Below are 19,529 nucleotides of genomic sequence, written 5' to 3'. Positions count from 1 at the left end.
TTTTCATCATTCAGCATGTCCCCAAATGTCTCCATCACTCCACGATAAGCAAGGGTTTGAAAAGTCTCTTTGCAAAAAATTTAATAACTACCTTTAAAATAGTTAATTTACTGCTAACCTGCGTTTCCAGTCTCCATTATGCTCTAATAAACAAGCTTCTTCAGAGTCGTGAAAAATATGCTGTTTAGCGTTTTTTAATAATATTCCTGCTTTTAACAACTGAGAGTGTATTTGTTTACGCAACCACTGGTCTTGTTGATTTGCTTGCATTTGACTGACGGATTGCTGGGTATCAAATACACAGGTAATTTGTAAACTCGCAGGAAAATTCGAATAGTCTGCAGTATGGGTAAGCCATTCAAAACCGAATATTTGTTGCTTTGCTTCTTCGCACACTTGGGTGAGCGCTTTAACAAGATTATTGTCTAATTTTTTTACGGTTTTTTTCATGCCAATGTCTGCCTTACTATCAACAATTCCCTTCTCTAATTTGAAAATGGCCGGCTAGTTTATCATTTAAAACCAAGCAATAGGGAATATCAGGCGCCAAAAAAAATCCCCGCAATAGCGGGGATTTTGTACTCACTTAATACTTAGTGATTTATTCGTAAGCCACATCCATATTTAATCCAGAGAAAGTACTATAAGCACGAATACCAATATGCCAAGTACCAGCCGCAGGATTATTTACAGAACAAGATTCAGTGTTACCACTCTTGTATGGGCGACAATCGTATTGGCTAGTGGTAGGTTGCGAGCCAAAACGAATGTATAAGTCAGCATCACCGCTTCCACCATAGGTATCTACGCTAAAGTTAGACTTACCTGCAGGGATCTCAATAGTGTAATACTTCCACTGACTTCTTGATGCAGAAATGTTACTTACAGTAGTGCTAAAGCCTGGCGAAGGAGGCGTGGCCTCAGTATAACTACCAGTTAAACTCACACCATTAAAGGCACTGTAACCAATCACTTTAACATGGTAAGTACCTGCTTGAGGTGAAGCAAATGAACAGTTTTCATTGTTACCGTTAAGGTAAGGACGGCAATCATAGCTAGAAGTTGTGGGTTTAGAGCCAAATTTAACATATAAATCCGCGTCTCCAGTGCCGCCCGACATGGCAAAAGCTAAGTCAGTGGCGCCTGCTGGCACATCCATAGTAAATTCTAGTACGGCATTGCTGGCACCACTAAGGTTAGTTTTCGCCACACCATTTTCTAGGGTTGAATTACCAGTTGGAGGCGGAGGAGGAGTAGACCCACCACAACTTGCAGCTAGGTAGTCTGAAGCGGCTTTGGCTTGTACTAGACCAAAGCCTGTTTTATCGTCACGACCTGAAGTTTCCAAGTCAACAGCAGTGTTTTTAAGGGCTGAACGCACTTCACTGGCTGTACATGCAATGTTGTTACTCCATGCTAACGCTGCTACACCTGCAACATGAGGCGTAGCCATAGACGTACCGTTGTAGTAAGCATAATCTTGATTACCGGTGACGGTTAAGGTGGTCGACTGACCTAATTTACCCATTAAGGCTAAACCTAAAGTACGGTTAACAGACACTGCTGGCATGTTTACATCATTGTTGGCATCCACTAAGAAAGGATTTTGCAAGCCAGGACGGTCTGAATTACTGTAAACAATCACACCTACAGCACCGGCATCAGCACAGGCTTTTGCAGGATTAATTTCAGGGTAACCACTGCCACTTTGGTTGCCATTACGCTCAGCAACACAAATATTACCAGCTACATTTGAACAACTATAACTTGCCCCAGAAATAGAACAGCTACCTAAGCTTCCCGATACACTGCCATTTATGTTGCTTACAACATAGCTACCAGCACTTTGAATGTAATGAGTTTGCGGAACAACACGATCATTCCCATAAGTACTGGAGCCCACAGTAATAGTACCTAAACGTCCGTCTCCTGCCACTGTTGATAACACAGCTTCACCTGGCGCTGCCACTTCTACTTGAGCAGTATATTGTGAGAATTCTGCATGTTTGCCAGATTCGTCAACCGCACCCACAGCCATCACTATGTCATATGATGCAGGGTAAGAAAGCGTAGCATTGCCATCGTTACCTGAAGCTGCAACTAACAACACGTCTTGTGCTGCGGCACTTTGCATACCACTATCTTCACTGGCGCTGTAAGACGGCCCACCCAAAGACATATTGACCACTTTGGCGCCATTGTTAACACAAGTGTTCACTGCTGTAACAAGGTCAGAACTGTAACCCCAGCCTGCTTCGTTAAATACTTTCACTATGTGCAGGTTAACATTGGTGTTAGGTAATACCCCTACTACCCCTTGGGTATTGTTCACGCCCGCTATAGTGCCGGCAACGTGAGTTCCATGCGAACCACCCGCCTGATACCAGTTTCCAGTTCCCGAATCATTGGTACCTGTTGCATTGTTAGCAGCTAAATCTGGATTACTTTGCTCATATCCAGAATCAATAATACAGACTGTCATATTGCCAGCATCATTATCTGAAAGCAGATTAGCTTGCACATTAGGAATACCCCAAGGCGTGGTTTCTGCCATTAAATAACGCACAGGATCCATTTCTGCAAAAGATACGTTGTCGTCTGAACGTACTAAATCTAATATTTCTTGATATTGCTTAGCATCTATACTTTCATCAAATTTAAATACATAGCGTGTCATGCCCGAGGCTTTGTCTTTAAACTTAGTTTTATCTTTTAGCGACTTTTTAAGTTTCTTAATTAATCGTTTTACTGACTTATCTTTTTTGCCTTGATTTTTAAACTCGACAATAATTTGGTCGGTACTATCTTGAAATTTGGCGTCTTTTTGCTGAGCGCGCCATTGTGCAAATTCGGCATTGACCCCAGTGTAAGTGACTTGATCAACTTCTTGTAAATTCCCTGCAATTGCAGAAACAGATGTGCTCATTGCCATGGCCGCAAGTACAGATGTACTAAGCAGAGGCAAAGTCCTACGCTTGAAATTATTCATTGTATGCTCTTTACGTTTATTATTTTTATTAGGGATCAGCGTTTTAGCTAATTCCTCGTTATGTGCATTCCGTCGGCGTGACCCACTAACTGCTCCTGAAAAAGGGTTTATTCTTACAGTGGGCGCAGAAAGACTACTGATATTTTTCCTAGGTTCAAAGACTTTTTTTACCTAACGATTACATTTATTTACAAATTGATAACAACTTTAATCAAACTATATGGTTCCATTAAATTTGATATAAGCTTATTGTCCCTAGCTTAATTCGTTAATTTGCAAGTCAACCCGAATTAAATTTGGATTAGAAAATATAATGCAAAGGAGAAATGCCTTTATTTAAAAAACACAATTTAAATTGGCAATCATAGAGAAAACTGGCGTATGCTGAATGTGAGAGTAAAAAAGCTACCATTACTTAATTCACTATGTAGCGCAAACTTAGGAGTATAAAAAATGGCTAAAAAAGCCTTTTTGGCAACGCTAGTCTATTTGTTAAGTGTTGATGCTTGGCCAAAACCAATACAAGTGGTCGATCAACATGGGCAAGCTGTTGCTAACGCTTTGGTGGTGGTTGAAATAGCCGCCAAGTTATTTATGCCTAAGATACCCGCTATCATTACTCACACCAGGCAAGAGTTTTATCCTGTGATACAAGTTATCGATAAAGGTCAGGCCTTGCGCGTTAATTTAGAGGACACGCAAACTCACGAACAGCAGATAACCCATAACAGTTCTGAAGTCAGGCATTCAGTCAGCCCCACTGACTCTGCCCCTTTATTAAGATTAAATCACTCAGGCCTGCACACAGTAGAATGCTTACAACATGCTCAGACTAAAGGCTATATTTATGTCACTGCCCAAGAATCTGCTGCCATTACTGATTTAAATGGTATGGTGGATATTCGCTTTGCAGGGCAGCAAATCAAGCTTTGGCATGCAAAGTTGGAGCAAGAGCTGAATGAACCGCAATTAGTTAGTTTAACCACAGATAAGCTTGGAAACTATCAGGCACAAATACAGCTCAACACTTTACCTTAATAGGCTTCTTTGCTGGCTGTCCAAATGCTGCAGGATCCATGCTTAACTTTGTGCAAACAACCGACCCATTTTACCTAAGCCATTGGCTTAATTAACGCACCAATAATTATTGTTTGCAGAGATTTTAATCTGATGGAATTAAATGGAATTGAGTTTGACGGCCATCTAAATAGCTCACCCCAGTCTGGTCAAAATACGCTTGTTCTTCTAGCATGATGCGGATTTCTTTATTCCACTGCTCTATATAAGTAGCTGCATTTAATTCAATGGAATAAGCAGTATTAAAATGCAGCGGATAATCCCCCTGCACAGCTACACCGCCCTGCGAGTCCCACATGCCTAAAGTAGTGCCTGCAGCATGACCATGATAACCAATAGGGTGAGTGTAAATAGAAGGCTTAATACCTTCGGCTATGGCTTGTTGCCTTGATAGTTTTAACACTTCGTTGCCAGACCGCCCCAGTTTAAAGTTAGCTGTGAAAATATCTTGCAGCCGATTGGCATTAGCAAGCGCCTTTTTTAAATATTCTGGAGCATCGGTTTCGTTAGCTTTAAGTACATAGGCATGCTGTTGCTGATCTGAGTGTAAACGTAAATAACTCAATCCAAAATCCATATGTAATAAGTCACCTGGCATTATGGTTTGCTCCATAGGCCGTCCACTAAAGGCTTTAACATGATCGAATATTTCATGATTTGAACGTTGTAATGAAACCGTAGGATGAAACCAAGTTTGTAAGCGTAGATCTAACACTTTTTCTCTAAGCCACCAGACAATATCGTCAGTAGTGGTGATGCCAGGTTTTACTACTTGCTTAGAAAAAGCTTCAGCTATCACTTGATGGCCCAAAGCGATTAATTGAGGATAGATCTGCATCTCCAAGTCTGTGCGCGTTTCTAGCCAGGCAATGGCTAACTTCTCTGATGAAACCAATTGCATGTCACTGTGTTTGCCCAAAGCTTGAGTAAACTCTTGATACTCAGTGGCCGTTATGCCATCGGCTAAAGCAAAATGTGTTGAATTATTAATGGCAACTGTTTTAGGGGCTTTTTGTTTTATCAGTGAAACTAAACTATCCCATTGGTTAGGTTGTTTTTCTTTATCCCACGACTTACTAAATAAACTATCTACAGCATAACGTGCTACTGCCAATCGTTGAATAGGCTGACCTTCACCGGGATCAAACAAGACTAATATTGTGCGTCTTCGGGCTGATAACCAGTTGGCCGGCAACATAGTTTTAAGAACAGGATCTTCGTTGTATTCACGAGAAATCAGCACCCACATATCTATGCCTTGGCGGCGCATTAGTTGGGGCAAAAGGTTTTCTAACCTATCATCTAAAATTTTATTAATTAACTGCGCTCGTTCACGCATAGGTAAGACTTCTGCTTTAGCCACCCAACTAAAACAAAATAACAAAATAAAACATAGACTTAAGGCTGATTTCATGGGGTTACTCACTTGTAGGTTATTGTTTATTTGTGCGCCACTTAGAGCATAACTTAATGGAATTATTGGTGAAATAACAACACAAGAGGTAAAGTAATGGCAAATAAAAACAAGATGTCATTATGAAAAAGCACATTTATATCGCCTATACAGGCGGCACCATTGGTATGCGCCCTTCTTCTCAAGGCTTTGTGCCGGCCGCAGGTTTTTTATCTGAAACTTTAGCTAAAATGCCAGAGTTTCATCGTAGCGAAATGCCAGATTTTACTATCCATGAATACGATAGCTTAATAGACTCTTCTGATATGAGTCCTGCCGATTGGCAGCAGATTGCTGATGATATTCATCAAAACTACCAGCAGTACGATGGTTTTATTATTTTACATGGCACAGATACCATGGCCTATACCGCCTCTGCTTTATCCTTTATGTTTGAAGATCTAGGTAAACCCGTAATAGTCACAGGTTCACAGATCCCTTTAGCTCAGCTACGTTCAGACGGCCAAGTCAATCTGTTAAATGCCTTGTATATTGCTGCCAACTACCCTATTGCCGAAGTCACCTTATTTTTTAATAACCAGCTTTTTAGAGGTAATCGTAGTCGCAAGCTAGATGCAGATGGTTTTAACGCCTTTGATTCACCCAATTTTCCGGCTTTGCTTAAAGCCGGGATCAATATTGAAGTAAACAAAAACATTCTTGGCCTAGACAGCAGTAAAAAGTTACAGGTTAGTCCAGTTAAGTCGCAACCTATAGGGGTCGTCACTTTATATCCGGGTATTAGTGCAGATGTGATTAAAAATACCTTGCAGCAGCCTGTTAAAGCGTTAATTTTATTAAGTTTTGGAGTGGGCAATGCGCCTCAAAACCCCAGCATTCTAGAACAACTGGCAAAAGCCGATGAGCAAGGCATTATTGTATTAAATTGCACTCAATGTGTGCGCGGGAAAGTGAATATGACTGGCTATGCGAATGGCCATGTACTTAGAGAAGTTGGAGTGATTTCTGGTCAAGATATGACCCCAGAAGCTGCGCTAGCAAAACTGCACTATTTACTGAGTAAAGATATACCAGTGAGCCACATTAAACGTCAGCTTGTAGCAAACTTACGTGGTGAGTTAACCGAATAATTTTAAATAAGCTTACCGCTTTATAATTTAGGCATAAAAAAAGCAAACCCTAAGGTTTGCTTTTTTGTAGAATCTTTTAATTATTTGATAATTAAAGTACTACGATGTTCTCAGCTTGAGGACCTTTTTGGCCTTGAGTTACAGTGAACTCAACTTTTTGACCTTCGGCCAAAGTTTTAAAGCCAGTACCTGTGATAGCACGGAAGTGAGCAAAAACATCAGGGCCGTTTTCTTGTTGAATGAAACCGAAACCTTTAGATTCGTTAAACCATTTTACTGTACCAGTAGTTGTAGACATAGTCTTTCCTATATATTTTCAAAAGTAATTATGTCTCCGAAGAGACGTTAGTTGTGCTGAAGTGTGTTGCAATTACTTATGAGCTACGAGACCGGGTACTGCTATGGAACGTCGAAACAATGTACATAAATATCAAACTTACTTTCAAGCAGGGTTAGTATATCTGTCAATTGCCTCAGGTCAACAACTATTATAGCTTAATTTGACCAAACAAGACTATTTGTATCAATAAGTTAGTAACAAAAATGTCACAATTGAATAAAACTAGCCTTGCGCTAAATTTTACAGCTTGCTTGCACAAAAGTTGCGCAAGGTGAATAAATTATGTTCATGAACTGTATGACTTTTTTTGTGCTGGCCAGTTTGAGCCCATTAATAAACTAAGTGCTGAAAAAATGGCAATAACTGCGGCTAAGGTAAAAGTTAGATCTGCGCCTTGTCCCTGTTGCCATAAATACCCAGCCCCCACGCCACCTAAGGCACCACCAATTCCAAACCCCACACTTATGTAGATAGCTTGTCCTTGGCTTTGAAAAGCCTTGCCAAAATAATGATGAATAAAATGCATAGATGCAGCGTGAGTTAAGCCAAAACTAAAGGCATGTAAAAGTTGACTGAATACTAGGATTGTTGGGTTGTTTGCCCATTTAGCTAATAACAACCAGCGACAGGCAGTCATTAACACACTAATGATTAAAATCCCTCTGACATTAAATTTTTCAATTATTTTCCCCGCTTTTATAAAAATCAAAACTTCAGCCACTACCCCAATAGCAATTAACCAGCCAATCATTTGGCCACTATAGCCAAGGTCAACTAAATAAAGCGCAAAGAAACCATAAAAGGCTCCAAAACTCAGTTGCAGTAACAGCACAGACAATATAAACCCATAAAAGGTGGGCCTATGGATCAATCGCCAAATGGTACTTTTCAGTCCATCAGCTTTTAGTGACTTAGCAGGCTCAGTTAAGCTTAAGGTGAAACAAAACAAACAAAATAACACCAGCGCCCCAACCATGACGGGCGCATCGCTAGACAAGCTATCTATCATTTTTCCAGTAATAATAGTTAAGAAGATATAGCCTACACTTCCCCAAAGCCGAATACGTCCATAGCGGCCTGCGTGTCCATGCACACAATCTAAACTCAAGCCTTCTAACTGCGGTAATATGGCTGTCCAAAACAACATCATCAAAGCCAGACTAATAGTAATAGGCCAGAATTCCCGCATAAAATACACTAAACAAAAACTAACAAAGGTTAAAAAAGCGCCAATCTGCAATAGTCTTAAAGCACTGCCCGACTTATCTGCTAAAAATGCCCATAAATTTGGCCCAACTATGCGCGCTACTGTAATAAGAGCAAACACCTCGCCAATTTCTTTAGAGCTAAAGCCGCGCCCATCTAAAAATACTCCTAAGTAGGGCATTAACACGCCAAACTGGCCGTAATAAAAAAAGTAGGTAATAGCTAATAGAATTAGATTAACAACTGAGTGGGCTGACTGAGACAACTGTTTCGCTTAAAAAATGAAGGAGAAAAAAAGCAGGCACTAGGCCTGCTAAGGTTGATTACTGGCGGCAATTTTAGGTGTAGTACTGACTACATCTGCATTTTGCCCTCTATGCCTTAATAAATGATCCATTATAACCAATGCCATCATGGCTTCTGCTATAGGTACGGCTCTAATCCCCACACAAGGGTCGTGTCGCCCTTTGGTTATGACTTCAGTGGTGTTGCCATGAATATCAATAGTTTCACCAGGCACACTAATACTAGATGTGGGTTTTAAGGCCATATGCACTGTTAGGTCTTGGCCGGTAGAAATCCCACCTAACACCCCGCCTGAACGGTTAGAAGCAAATCCTTCAGGGGTAAGCGCATCACGATGTTCACTGCCTTTTTGCTCAACTGTGGCAAAGCCATCCCCTACTTCCACGCCTTTAACCGCATTAATGCCCATCATTGCATGAGCTAGGTCGGCATCAAGACGATCAAATATAGGTTCACCTAATCCAACTGGCATATTCTTGGCTACCACTGAAACTTTGGCCCCTATTGAGTCTCCTTGTTTTTTCAACTCGCGCATATAACTATCTAACGCATCTAATTTGCTGTTATCTGGGCAGAAAAACGCATTGGTATTAGTCACACTATGATCCACTTGCTCAATTTTTATTGGACCAAGCTGGGATAAATACCCATGGATCTCTATACCATGGCGTTGCTTTAAGTACTTTTTAGCGACACCACCAGCAGCCACGCGAATAGCCGTTTCGCGAGCAGAAGAACGCCCTCCCCCGCGGTAATCTCTTAAGCCATACTTTTGCTGATAAGTGTAGTCAGCATGCCCTGGTCTAAAGGTGTCTTTAATTTTTGAGTAATCATTACTGCGTTGATCATTATTGTTGATCAATAATCCAATACTGGTACCAGTGGTTTTTCCTTCAAAGACTCCAGATAAAATTTTAACTTCATCTTCTTCACGTCTAGCTGTGGTATAGCGAGATGTACCAGGTTTACGTCTGTCTAGATCAACTTGCAAATCTGCTTCACATAAGTCTAAGCCTGGCGGGCAACCATCGATAATACCGCCAATCGCAATACCATGACTCTCGCCAAAGGTTGTGACTGTAAATAATTTGCCAAAGGTATTGCCTGCCATAATCTGAATTCCTATTCTTTAAAATTGCTCTAGTTTAGTGATCAACTGAGCGCCAGTACTCAACTAAATCGTTCTTGCTTATAGCAAATACGCCATGCCCGCCGTTTTCAAATTCCACCCATTGGATAGGAAGCTCTGGATAACGTGCCTGCATATGCACTTCACTATTGCCAACTTCAACAAATAACCAGCCCTTATCCGTTAAATGATGCGGCGCTTGGCGTAGAATATTATCAACTAAATCTAGCCCATCTGTACCAGCCGCTAGTGCTAGTTCTGGCTCGTGATGAAACTCATCGGGTAAATCATCCATGTCTTCAGCATCCACATAAGGTGGATTACTAACAATAAGATCATAAGTTTGACCTTGTAAGGCTTCCATTAGGTCTGAATAGATTGGAAAAACACGGTGGTTTAATCCATGTTCTGTAATGTTTAGCTCAGCCACTTCTAATGCCTCTGCACTAATATCTACAGCATCCACTTGTGCGTTTTCAAAAGCGTAGGCTAAGGCAATAGCTATACAACCGCCCCCTGTGCATAAATCTAAAATATGCGCAGGTTGGTGTTCACCAAGCCAATCTGAAAAGTTATCTTGAATCAGCTCAGCTATGGGAGAACGCGGGATCAACACACGCTCGTCTACATAAAAAGGTAAATCACAAAACCACGCCTGATTAGTTAGATAAGGCACAGGAATACGCTCTTCCACGCGTCGCTTAACCACTTCTATGATAGTAATTTTTTCGGCTTCGGTTAAGCGGCTAAAAAATAGTTGGTCACCGGTTTGCAATGGTAAGTCTTGAGGTAAATCTAATAGTTGTAAAATTAAACACACAGCTTCATCCCAAGGGTTGTCTGTGCCGTGACCATAAAACAAGCCAGCTTGGTTAAATTGACTGACTGACCAGCGCACCAAATCAAGCATAGTTTTAAGATCTGAAGTAAGGTGAGAATAGTTGTTTGAATTTGGGTTAGTTTGACTCATTTTATCGCTTAAATTTGAATTAGATTGATGCTGCCACAATATATAACACAAGAATAATTTGTTATGCTTTACACATAATCCACTAGCCTAACTCTTAATGAAGAATTTGCCTAAAACCAGACAAAATCAGTCGGATGATGAGGAGCTTAATTTATTCAAGCAAGCCTTTAACGATGTGGCACCACTTAGGCAAGACAAAATACCGCCTCAGCGCCATTCCAGCAAGCATAATTGGGCGCTTAACCAAAAAAACCGTCAGGCACAGGCACAAATTAAGCAAGCCGTTGCTGCATTTGAGTTTTCCGACGGTTATGAGGGCTATTTCAACCTTGAACAAGCCCTTAGTTATGTAAAACCTGGATACGACAGCCACGAAGTGAAGCGCCTCAGACGTGGCGATTATGTTCCAGATTTAATTTTAGATTTACATGGTTTAAAAAAAGATCAGGCCAAATTAGAAATCGCCGCTCTGATCCACGCTGCTCAAAAACAGCATGTCTATTGTGTATCCATAATGCATGGCAAAGGCACTTATGCCTTAAAAAAGTCTATTCCAAACTGGTTAGTGCAGCACCCAAGTGTGCTGGGTTTTCATCAAGCACCAAAAGAATGGGGCGGACAAGCTGCATTATTAGTCTTAATTGAAGTCACAAGTCACCAAAATAAGTTTTAGTTCCCTCTGTCCTTTTCCCTAGCCTATAGAATTAGACTAAAGTCTAGTTTTCAACATTGCCTTAAACCAATAGTCTATCACCCTGAAAAATAAAGGATTTCTTCTTAACCTCTAATTTAAACAGATAATAAAATAATAATAATAATTGGGTCACACACAATATGAAAACGCTTGTACAGATATTGCTATATCTATCTACAACTTTTGCCGCCTTCACCTCACACGCCACCCTTATTACATTTGAAAATAATAATATTCGTAATACAGGGTTATATCAGCAAGATGACTTTATTATCACAGCGCCAATTGATCTGGTGAATGGAAAGTTAGATGAAAAACCCCATCTAACTGCTGTGGGCTTTGCTGGACAATACCTAGAAACTTGGAATACCACTGCAATATTTGAATTAACTGAAGCTACAAATAAAGCCTTTAACTTAATCAGTCTGCAAGTAGGTAGCTACTTTACGACAACTGACGGTGTCGCTGAATGGGCATTTAAAGGATACAAGGGCAGAGATTTAATCAATTCTTTAGAGGTTGAATTATTAGGGCAAATTGTTTTGAATTGGCAGAATATTACGCGTTTTACTATTCAATCAACCAGAGGCAGTGCTGCCAGCGCCTTTGACAACATAAAGGTTGAGATTCCTCGGGCTTCATTGCCGCAGATTCAATTAAAGTCGTTCGGGGCTCTATCTCTTCCAAAGGCGGCTTCGGTGAATGAGCCAAAGATTGTTTGGTTATTGGTTCTCGCATTTAGTTTTTTATGCTTAAGAAAAAAGACCAAATTAATTAGCTAAATAAGCGCCAAAACCAGCCTTTAGATAATTCTTTTTCGCAACCCTTTAATTGGGTTGCGTAAACCAAAGACCTAGACTTGACCACTTTAGCCACCTTTTTTAGCCAGGCTTTTTTATGCTGGGTGCCTCTACGATAGCCACCCCAACCTTCGTGATAATTAAGGTATTGTAATTCTGCATCCCACTTAGAAATTCCATTGATTTTGTGGGTTTTAGTAATAAACCACCCCATAAAATCTAATGCATCATCAAAATCAGTTCTATCGGCCCATGAATTATCTGTTTCTCTTTTGTAATCAGCCCATGTTGGCGTTTTTGCTTGGGAGTAGCCATAGGCAGAACTAACTCGTCCCCAGGGAATTAAGCCAAAAAACACATAATCTTTAGGTGGTAGGGCTTTGGCTTTAAATGAACTTTCTTGATACATCATGGCCATGGGCACATGAATAGGCACCCCCCACTTTTCTTTCATGTCTTGCGCAGCATCAAACCATTCACGTTTTTCAAAAAAAATATCACAAATATTGCCCATGTTTTTAGGTGGACTGGTGCTGCAGCCCACTAAAAATAAGCACATAAACAAAGAAGATAAGATTAATTTAATAAAGTTAAACTTTTTTCTGAACTTTTGACCCATGCTTGACTCTTAATTAACGTGTTCTAGTTATTATGTGTTTTCCCTGGTAGTAGCTTTAAAGCCTGATGCATGTCAGGCTTTTTTTTTGCCTACTCTTTAATACTTAAACTTCTGCAAAGTAATTTTCTAAAAACTGATCAAAAGGCAATGAATCTTGCTGCTCTATTTGTCTTTGTTTTTCCAGGGATATTAGCGCATGTTGAATTAATTGCTCGGCGTTCATATAGCGATAATCAGCCTGCATTAGAAGGTTTTTGTAGTCTTCTGCCAATGCCAATCCAAAGCTGCCATTGTCTGTATTATTGTCTAACAATGCATTCAGTACTCTTGCCGAAGGGGTTAAATTCGGGTCTTCTACTTTTTGTCTTTCCTGTGCCAACGCTTGGCTATAGTTTTGGCTTTGGTTTGCCGCATCTAAAACTTGCGCTATCGCACTCAAATCGTCAAATATATTTAATGCCCATTGTTGCAAGCCAATAGGCTGCTTGTCTTTAACTAAAGTTAGCTGAGGATCTCTGCCTTGACTGACTACTGCAGTCAAGTTGCTATCGGTTTCTTTAAATTGTTCTGCCGTCATACTGGCACTAGGTTTTACCGCACAATACAGCAAAAACACATCTAGAAAATAAAACTGATTTTTATCAATCCCTATAGGACTAAAAGGATTAACATCTAAGGCCCGCACTTCTATGTAACTCACGCCTCGTCGGGCTAGTGCCTCAGATGGTTTTTCTAGCGATTCTGTGGGTTGTTTTGGGCGAATAGGTGAATACAATTCGTTTTCAATCTGCAATACATTGGCATTTAACTGTTGATATTGGCCGTCTTTTTTCTCGGCATATTTGGCAAAGTGCTGACTGGGTTTACTTATCGCCGCACGTAGTGACTCAATATAGGAATCAACATTGTTATAGCAAATGTTTAATCCAGATTGAGCACTATTGGTATAGCCTAAATCACTCATTCTTAAAGAGGTGGCATAAGGCAAATATAAAGTGCCCTTACCTAGTTTTTTAAATGCTTGTTTGGTTTCTTTGCCTTTAATAAAAGACCCACATATAGCTGGCGAGGCTCCATATAAGTAAGGAATTAACCAACAGAACTGACGGTAGTTTCTCACCAAGGCAAAATAGGCCGCAGATTTTGTGTCTTTATTAAGTGGTTGATTTTCTGCTTGTTTTAACCAAAGTTGCCAAAATTCATCTGGCAAAGAAAAGTTAAAATGAACACCAGCAATAGCTTGCATCATACTACCGTAACGATTTTTTAAACCAATACGATAAAGGCTTTTCATTTTACCCACATTTGACTTGCCAAATTGGGCAATGGGAATAGCATCTTGATCTTCAATAAAACAAGGCATACTAAGAGGCCATAAACGTTCTTCACCAATATTGGTCACAGTAAATTTATGCAAATCAGTAAGTTGCGCTAGGGTCTTGTCAACACAAGTTTCAGGAGGAGTAATAAACTCTAATAAAGACTCAGAAAAATCTGTGGTGATAAAATCATGAGTTAAGGCAGAGCCTAACGCTTGTTGATGGGGAGTTTGCGCTAATCCGCCATTAGGATTGATTCTTAGTGTTTCGCGTTCAACACCATGTTTGATACCAGTTAACGATTGTGTGATCTGTTTTTGTTGTAATACATTTAAACGCTCTGCAAAAGTTGCATTATTTACTCGCAAAATACCATCCAATTTAAGTTTAAAAGTGCTACATTGTTTAATGTAGTTTACCTGCTGTTTAAAGATAAAGTAACTATGTCGGTCGTTAATCCCAATTGATACCCACAAATTCATAGAAATCTTTGCTAGAATAATGAGTTACAGGGTATCTCGGATTTATTATTGTCATTATTTATAAAAGGAATCTCTATTTTGTCTAGTACCGAAAGTGATATTTTTGACGCGCAATTTGCTACTAACCAATTTAGTGGCAACCATTCGTTGTTGATACAAATACTAGGTAAATTTATCTCTCAACACCATGATTTTGATAGTTTACTCGCTAAGCAAATACAAGAAAATGATATAAGTGCTGCCAAGCAACATGTTCATACTCTTAAAGGTGTTGCGGGTAACTTAGGCATGGTTGCCCTTCACAAAGCTTGTAGCCATTTTGAAAAAAGCATAAATGAAGGCATCACTGAAGAGCAAATACAATATATATCTAATGTATTTCAACAAACTCGTGAAGTGATAGAAAAATATTCCGAAAAAGACCAACCATCACAAGCCTTTGCTCAGCCTGAACAAGACGACGAAAGAGCAACTTTGTTAAAAGCCCTAAAACATAATGAGTTTATTTCTGACAGCAAGCTTAAACATTATACCCAAGCTATTTCCATGTCGCCTGTGGTAAAACTCCAATTAGAACAAGCCGTTAAAGAATTAGATTACTCAAAAGCCATACGTTTATTAAGTTAAAGGATAGTTGTTGCCAGCCATAGACATAGTATTTGAAAATGCCGATTTTATAGTGATAGATAAACCTATAGGTATTTCAGTACAAAACGAACAACAACATTTGGGACTACTGCCCCTGCTTTATCAACAACTAAAATGCGATAAATTGTGGCTTGTGCATAGACTAGATAAGGTAACCTCGGGGCTTCTTATATTGGCCAAAAGTGCTGAATCAGCTGCCCTATTCGGACAACTCTTTGAACAAAAGCAAGTGGAAAAATTTTATCTGGCGGTATCTGCAAAAAAGCCTAAAAAGAAACAAGGTGCAATCAAAGGCAGCATGAAAAAAGTTAGAGATGGAAAATGGATGCTTGCTCCTAGCGCTGCTTCGCCTGCTATTACGCAATTTTTTAGTTTTGCTTTAGATTCGGGACAAAGATTGTTTTTGCTCAAGCCTTTAACCGGCAAGACTCATCAAATTAGAGTGGCATTAAAAAGTCTTGGCAGTCCAATTTTAGGCGATACACTATATAAAGGGATCACGGCTGATCGCACTTACTTACACGCTTTTTGTTTGCGTTTTACCTTTAAAGACCAAACTTATAGCTTTTGTTGTTTACCTAAACAAGGAGAGGTGTTTAATCTTCTTAGCACCCAACAAAAACTAACCCGTCTCACATCTCCTTGGACCTTATCATGGCCCATCATCAAACCGCCTCTTCACCCATAGCTATTGTTGGGCAAGGCGCCATTGGTGGACTGATTGGCTATAGATGTCACCAACTTAATTTGCCTTATGCGCACTTACTAAGACACACCAGCGCTTTGCCTCAAAAGGTCACCAACTTGCAAGGTGAGCTCACTGAGCTCCCAGCTAAAACGTTAACTAAAGCACAATTGGCAGACTGTGAATTAATTATATTGCCCATCAAAGCTTATCAAGTGATCCCTGCGTTAACTGAGCTAACCCCCTTTTTAGCTTCGCAGCAAACCTTAGTGCTGTTACATAATGGCATGGGAACCATTCACAAAGTCAAAAGCCTGTGTAAGCAACAAAACCTAGTGGCAGGCACAACCAGTGATGCGGCATTTAAACCTCAAGCTAATAGCTTAAATGAAACAGGCAGAGGTCAGGCACACTTTGGTTGGATTACCCAAACTGACCCTAAGATTAAACAAACAGTCAGTGAGCAACTAAATAGGCTTTTTCCCCAGCATACTTGGCATGCAGATATAGAGTTTGCCTTGTGGAAAAAGTTAGCCATTAATGCACTTATCAATCCATTGACGGCATTAAACAATATAAAGAATGGTCAACTCGCCGAGTCAAAGTTTTATCCACTGATACAAAATTTGTGTTTAGAGATAAGCAAAGTGATGCAAGCTTTAGATTACCCAGTCACAGCAACAGAGCTAGAACACAACGTCATGCAAGTGGTACACGCCACTGCCAATAACTATTCCTCTATGCATCAAGATTTCAAACAAAACAGGCCTACAGAAATTGACTTCATTAATGGTTATGTTGTTGAACAAGCTAAGCAGTTAAATCTTGCTGTACCAGAAAACTTGGCTTTATATCAACAAATTAAACAACTTGAACATAATAAAAAAGGCACCTAAGTGCCTTTTTTAATTCGATCTAACTGACTATTCGCTAGGTGATTCTGGTTTCATATGCGGGAATAAAATCACGTCTTTAATAGTAGGGCTGTCAGTAAACAACATAACTAAACGATCAATGCCTATGCCCTCACCTGCGGTGGGAGGTAAGCCGTACTCTAAGGCACGAATATAATCTTCATCAAAATGCATGGCTTCGTCATCACCTGCATCTTTTTCTTCCACTTGTTTTCTAAAACGTGCGGCTTGGTCTTCGGCGTCATTTAACTCTGAAAAACCATTAGCTAATTCACGTCCACCAACAAAAAACTCAAAGCGGTCAGTGATAAAGCTGTTCTCATCGTTTCTACGAGCTAGTGGCGACACTTCCCATGGATAATCGGTAATAAATGTAGGTTGATCAAGTTTTTCTTCGGCTGTGGCTTCAAATATTTCGCATAAATATTTGCCCGCTCCCCAAATGCCGTCAACTTCTGGCTCTTTAATATGTAATTGCTTAGCCATGGCTTTTAATTCTGGCAAATGATTTTCTGGATCATTAATCGCCTCAACATTGGCTTCAGGCCAATATTTGATAATAGCTTCATTCATAGTCAAGCGTGCAAAAGGTTGACCAAAGTCATAATTCACTTCACTGACAACATTGCCGTCAGCGTCTTTAGTCGTGTTTTTAATGATAGTTGTACCTAACACGTCTTGAGCAACTTGGCGCAACATGTCTTCAGTAAGGTTCATCAAATCATGGTAATCAGCATAAGACTGATAAAACTCTAACATAGTGAATTCGGGATTATGTCGAGTAGATAAGCCTTCGTTTCTAAAGTTACGGTTAATTTCAAATACTCGCTCAAAACCACCTACTACTAAGCGCTTAAGATAAAGTTCAGGCGCGATACGCAAGTACATATCTATATCTAAAGCATTATGATGAGTAGTAAATGGCTTAGCAGTAGCTCCGCCAGGAATAACCTGCAACATTGGAGTTTCAACTTCCATAAAGTTGCGCTGGGTTAAATAATTTCGAATGCCACTCACTACTTTACTGCGGATCATAAAAGTATCGCGGGTTTGCTGATTAGTAATGAGATCAACATAACGCTGGCGGTATTTAGTTTCTTGGTCTGCTAAACCGTGGAACTTTTCTGGTAATGGACGTAACGACTTTGTCAATAACTGGTATTCAGCCATGTCGACATACAAATCGCCTTTACCAGATTTATGTAACACCCCTTTAACCCCAATAATATCGCCAATATCTAAGCTGCCAAAACGCTCTTTGATGTCTTTTTGGGTATCTTTAGAGGCATAAGATTGGATCCTTCCGCTCATGTCTTGCAATAATAAAAAGGGACCACGTTTAGCTAGTATACGCCCAGCAACACTAACCACCTTACCGAGTTCTTCTAGAGCAGCTTTGTCGTATTCAGCATAACTTTGTTGCAATTCATCACTGTAAAATTCACGACGAAAATCATTGGGAAAACCATTGGATTTACAGTTTTCTCGAATTTGAGAAAGTTTCGCACGGCGCTCTGCAATCAATTTGTTTTCATCTTGGTTTTGTTCAGTCATCGACTTTCCTGATATCTCTTAAAGTGTGAATGTTATAAGCCTGATTTTAAACTGGCTTGAATAAATTTGTCTAAGTCGCCATCTAATACCGCTTGAGTATTACGAGTTTCGACTCCGGTGCGTAAGTCTTTTATACGTGAGTCATCTAAAACATATGAACGAATTTGGCTACCCCAGCCAATGTCTGACTTACCATCTTCTAGGTTTTGCTTTTCTTCGTTCTGTTTTAACATTTCATGTTCATAAAGCTTAGCTTTTAGCTGCTTCATGGCTTGCGCTTTATTTTTGTGCTGTGAACGATCATTTTGACATTGCACCACTATATTAGTGGGTTCATGGGTAATACGCACAGCTGAATCGGTGCGGTTAACGTGCTGACCACCCGCCCCCGATGCTCGGTATGTATCTATCCTTAAATCAGAAGGGTCGATATCAATTTCAATATCGTCGTCTACTTCTGGGTAAGCAAAAGCCGAAGCAAATGAGGTATGACGGCGATTACCTGAATCAAAAGGTGATTTGCGCACTAAACGGTGCACTCCCGTTTCGGTACGTAACCAACCAAAAGCATAGTCTCCACTAAAACGAATAGTGGCACTTTTAATACCTGCTACATCACCATCAGAGACTTCGATAAGCTCTGTTTTAAAACCATGGGCTTCGCCCCAACGCAAATACATTCTTAATAACATATTTGCCCAATCTTGTGCTTCGGTGCCACCTGATCCAGACTGAATATCTAAATATCCGTCATTGGCGTCGTTAGGCCCACTAAACATTCGCCTAAATTCTAATGATTCGAGTTTTTTAATTAATTCAGCAAGTTCAGCTTCGGCTTCTTCAAAGGTGTCTTGGTCTTCAGCCTCTACCGCTAACTCAACTAAGCCTTCAACATCTTCAACTCCTTGAACCAATACATCTATGGTGTCCACCACCATTTCTAAGGCAACTTTTTCTTTACCTAAAGCTTGTGCACGCTCGGGCTGACTCCACACCTCTGGACTTTCTAGCTCGCGGTTGACCTCTTCTAATCGCTCTTGTTTTTGAGCGTAGTCAAAGGTACCCCCGAAGCGATTCAGCGCGTACTTTTATATCTGCTAAAGCATTATGTATAGGGTTGATTTCAAACATAAATAATAGAGTAGAACTCGAAATTAAAGGACGCGGATTTTAACGGATTTTAGCGCTTAATCATAGTTAAAATCCGTACTTAGCTATGCCTTTTAGCTAAGCCTTAACGCCATGATAGTTTT

At 40.1% G+C, this 19,529-nt stretch carries 18 protein-coding genes; 7 read left to right on the top strand and 11 right to left on the bottom strand.

Annotated features, from left to right (window positions below):
• Nucleotides 1-102: 102 nt before the first annotated feature.
• A complete protein-coding gene (locus ACVCDT_RS08100; protein ID WP_447132261.1) occupies nucleotides 103-450 on the bottom strand; it encodes a Fis family transcriptional regulator in 348 nt (115 codons plus the stop codon).
• Between the two features lie 151 nt (nucleotides 451-601).
• Nucleotides 602-2,989, bottom strand: coding sequence for a S8 family serine peptidase (locus tag ACVCDT_RS08095; protein WP_447132260.1), 2,388 nt, complete (start codon nucleotides 2,987-2,989; stop codon nucleotides 602-604).
• Between the two features lie 453 nt (nucleotides 2,990-3,442).
• Between ACVCDT_RS08095 and ACVCDT_RS08090 the strand changes: the two genes are divergently transcribed.
• Entirely contained in the window at nucleotides 3,443-4,027 is a 585-nt protein-coding gene (locus ACVCDT_RS08090) for a hypothetical protein (RefSeq protein WP_447132259.1), read from the top strand.
• 124 nt (nucleotides 4,028-4,151) lie between these two features.
• Here ACVCDT_RS08090 and ACVCDT_RS08085 read toward each other — a convergent pair whose 3' ends face one another.
• Nucleotides 4,152-5,480 carry a M24 family metallopeptidase gene (locus ACVCDT_RS08085; RefSeq protein ID WP_447132258.1) on the bottom strand — a complete coding sequence of 443 codons (1,329 nt, stop codon included), beginning with the start codon at nucleotides 5,478-5,480 and terminating at the stop codon, nucleotides 4,152-4,154.
• Between the two features lie 122 nt (nucleotides 5,481-5,602).
• Here ACVCDT_RS08085 and ansA point away from each other — a divergent pair, with 122 nt between their 5' ends.
• Complete coding sequence (ansA, locus tag ACVCDT_RS08080) at nucleotides 5,603-6,610, top strand: asparaginase (protein ID WP_447132257.1); 1,008 nt, start codon at nucleotides 5,603-5,605, stop codon at nucleotides 6,608-6,610.
• A 91-nt stretch (nucleotides 6,611-6,701) separates the two neighbouring features.
• On the opposite strand, the gene cspE is transcribed toward ansA, so the two are convergent.
• The 4 genes from cspE to prmB all read right to left on the bottom strand — a co-directional run bounded on the left by cspE (nucleotide 6,702) and on the right by prmB (nucleotide 10,561).
• Complete coding sequence (gene cspE / locus ACVCDT_RS08075) at nucleotides 6,702-6,908, bottom strand: transcription antiterminator/RNA stability regulator CspE (RefSeq protein ID WP_006994582.1); 207 nt, start codon at nucleotides 6,906-6,908, stop codon at nucleotides 6,702-6,704.
• Between the two features lie 328 nt (nucleotides 6,909-7,236).
• A complete protein-coding gene (locus ACVCDT_RS08070; protein WP_447132370.1) occupies nucleotides 7,237-8,337 on the bottom strand; it encodes an MFS transporter in 1,101 nt (366 codons plus the stop codon).
• Nucleotides 8,338-8,469: 132 nt separating this feature from the next.
• The gene (gene aroC, locus ACVCDT_RS08065) at nucleotides 8,470-9,573 is read right to left on the bottom strand and encodes a chorismate synthase (RefSeq protein ID WP_447132256.1); all 1,104 of its coding nucleotides are present in this window, start codon (nucleotides 9,571-9,573) and stop codon (nucleotides 8,470-8,472) included.
• A 34-nt stretch (nucleotides 9,574-9,607) separates the two neighbouring features.
• A complete protein-coding gene (prmB, locus tag ACVCDT_RS08060) occupies nucleotides 9,608-10,561 on the bottom strand; it encodes a 50S ribosomal protein L3 N(5)-glutamine methyltransferase (RefSeq protein ID WP_447132255.1) in 954 nt (317 codons plus the stop codon).
• 97 nt (nucleotides 10,562-10,658) lie between these two features.
• On the opposite strand from prmB, the gene smrB reads away from it, so the two are divergent.
• Together smrB and ACVCDT_RS08050 are read left to right on the top strand one after the other, a co-directional pair.
• Nucleotides 10,659-11,234: an endonuclease SmrB gene (smrB, locus tag ACVCDT_RS08055; RefSeq protein WP_447132254.1), complete on the top strand. Its 576-nt coding sequence runs from the start codon at nucleotides 10,659-10,661 to the stop codon at nucleotides 11,232-11,234.
• Between the two features lie 161 nt (nucleotides 11,235-11,395).
• A complete protein-coding gene (locus ACVCDT_RS08050) occupies nucleotides 11,396-12,037 on the top strand; it encodes a hypothetical protein (RefSeq protein WP_447132253.1) in 642 nt (213 codons plus the stop codon).
• On the opposite strand, the gene ACVCDT_RS08045 is transcribed toward ACVCDT_RS08050, so the two are convergent.
• Both ACVCDT_RS08045 and gshA read right to left on the bottom strand, forming a co-directional pair.
• Nucleotides 12,030-12,674: a transglycosylase SLT domain-containing protein gene (locus tag ACVCDT_RS08045; RefSeq protein ID WP_447132252.1), complete on the bottom strand. Its 645-nt coding sequence runs from the start codon at nucleotides 12,672-12,674 to the stop codon at nucleotides 12,030-12,032. The genes ACVCDT_RS08050 and ACVCDT_RS08045 overlap by 8 nt on opposite strands.
• A gap of 103 nt (nucleotides 12,675-12,777) precedes the next feature.
• The gene (gene gshA / locus ACVCDT_RS08040) at nucleotides 12,778-14,361 is read right to left on the bottom strand and encodes a glutamate--cysteine ligase (RefSeq protein ID WP_447132369.1); all 1,584 of its coding nucleotides are present in this window, start codon (nucleotides 14,359-14,361) and stop codon (nucleotides 12,778-12,780) included.
• A gap of 192 nt (nucleotides 14,362-14,553) precedes the next feature.
• Here gshA and ACVCDT_RS08035 point away from each other — a divergent pair, with 192 nt between their 5' ends.
• Genes ACVCDT_RS08035 through ACVCDT_RS08025 form a run of 3 tightly spaced genes read left to right on the top strand, consistent with a single transcriptional unit; the run spans nucleotide 14,554 to nucleotide 16,704 of the window.
• The gene (locus tag ACVCDT_RS08035; RefSeq protein ID WP_447132251.1) at nucleotides 14,554-15,102 is read left to right on the top strand and encodes an Hpt domain-containing protein; all 549 of its coding nucleotides are present in this window, start codon (nucleotides 14,554-14,556) and stop codon (nucleotides 15,100-15,102) included.
• Nucleotides 15,103-15,112: 10 nt separating this feature from the next.
• On the top strand, nucleotides 15,113-15,811 hold the full coding sequence (locus ACVCDT_RS08030; RefSeq protein WP_447132250.1) for a TIGR01621 family pseudouridine synthase: 699 nt from the start codon (nucleotides 15,113-15,115) through the stop codon (nucleotides 15,809-15,811).
• Nucleotides 15,778-16,704 (top strand): ketopantoate reductase family protein, encoded by a 927-nt coding sequence (locus ACVCDT_RS08025; protein WP_447132249.1) that lies wholly within the window; start codon nucleotides 15,778-15,780, stop codon nucleotides 16,702-16,704. The genes ACVCDT_RS08030 and ACVCDT_RS08025 overlap by 34 nt, the downstream gene beginning before the upstream one ends.
• A 27-nt stretch (nucleotides 16,705-16,731) precedes the next feature.
• Here the strand turns inward: ACVCDT_RS08025 and lysS are convergent, their stop codons facing one another.
• Together lysS and prfB are read right to left on the bottom strand one after the other, a co-directional pair.
• Nucleotides 16,732-18,276 carry a lysine--tRNA ligase gene (gene lysS / locus ACVCDT_RS08020; protein WP_447132248.1) on the bottom strand — a complete coding sequence of 515 codons (1,545 nt, stop codon included), beginning with the start codon at nucleotides 18,274-18,276 and terminating at the stop codon, nucleotides 16,732-16,734.
• 32 nt (nucleotides 18,277-18,308) lie between these two features.
• A protein-coding gene (prfB, locus tag ACVCDT_RS08015) for a peptide chain release factor 2 (protein WP_447132247.1) occupies nucleotides 18,309-19,407 on the bottom strand; the annotation gives its coding sequence in 2 pieces (ribosomal slippage) (nucleotides 18,309-19,331 and nucleotides 19,333-19,407; 1,098 coding nt in all).
• Between the last annotated feature and the right edge of the window lie 122 nt (nucleotides 19,408-19,529).

This window comes from Paraglaciecola aestuariivivens (genome assembly GCF_052983255.1).
Note: the sequence above shows the minus strand (reverse complement) of the source record. Positions and strands in the feature narration are given on the sequence as shown.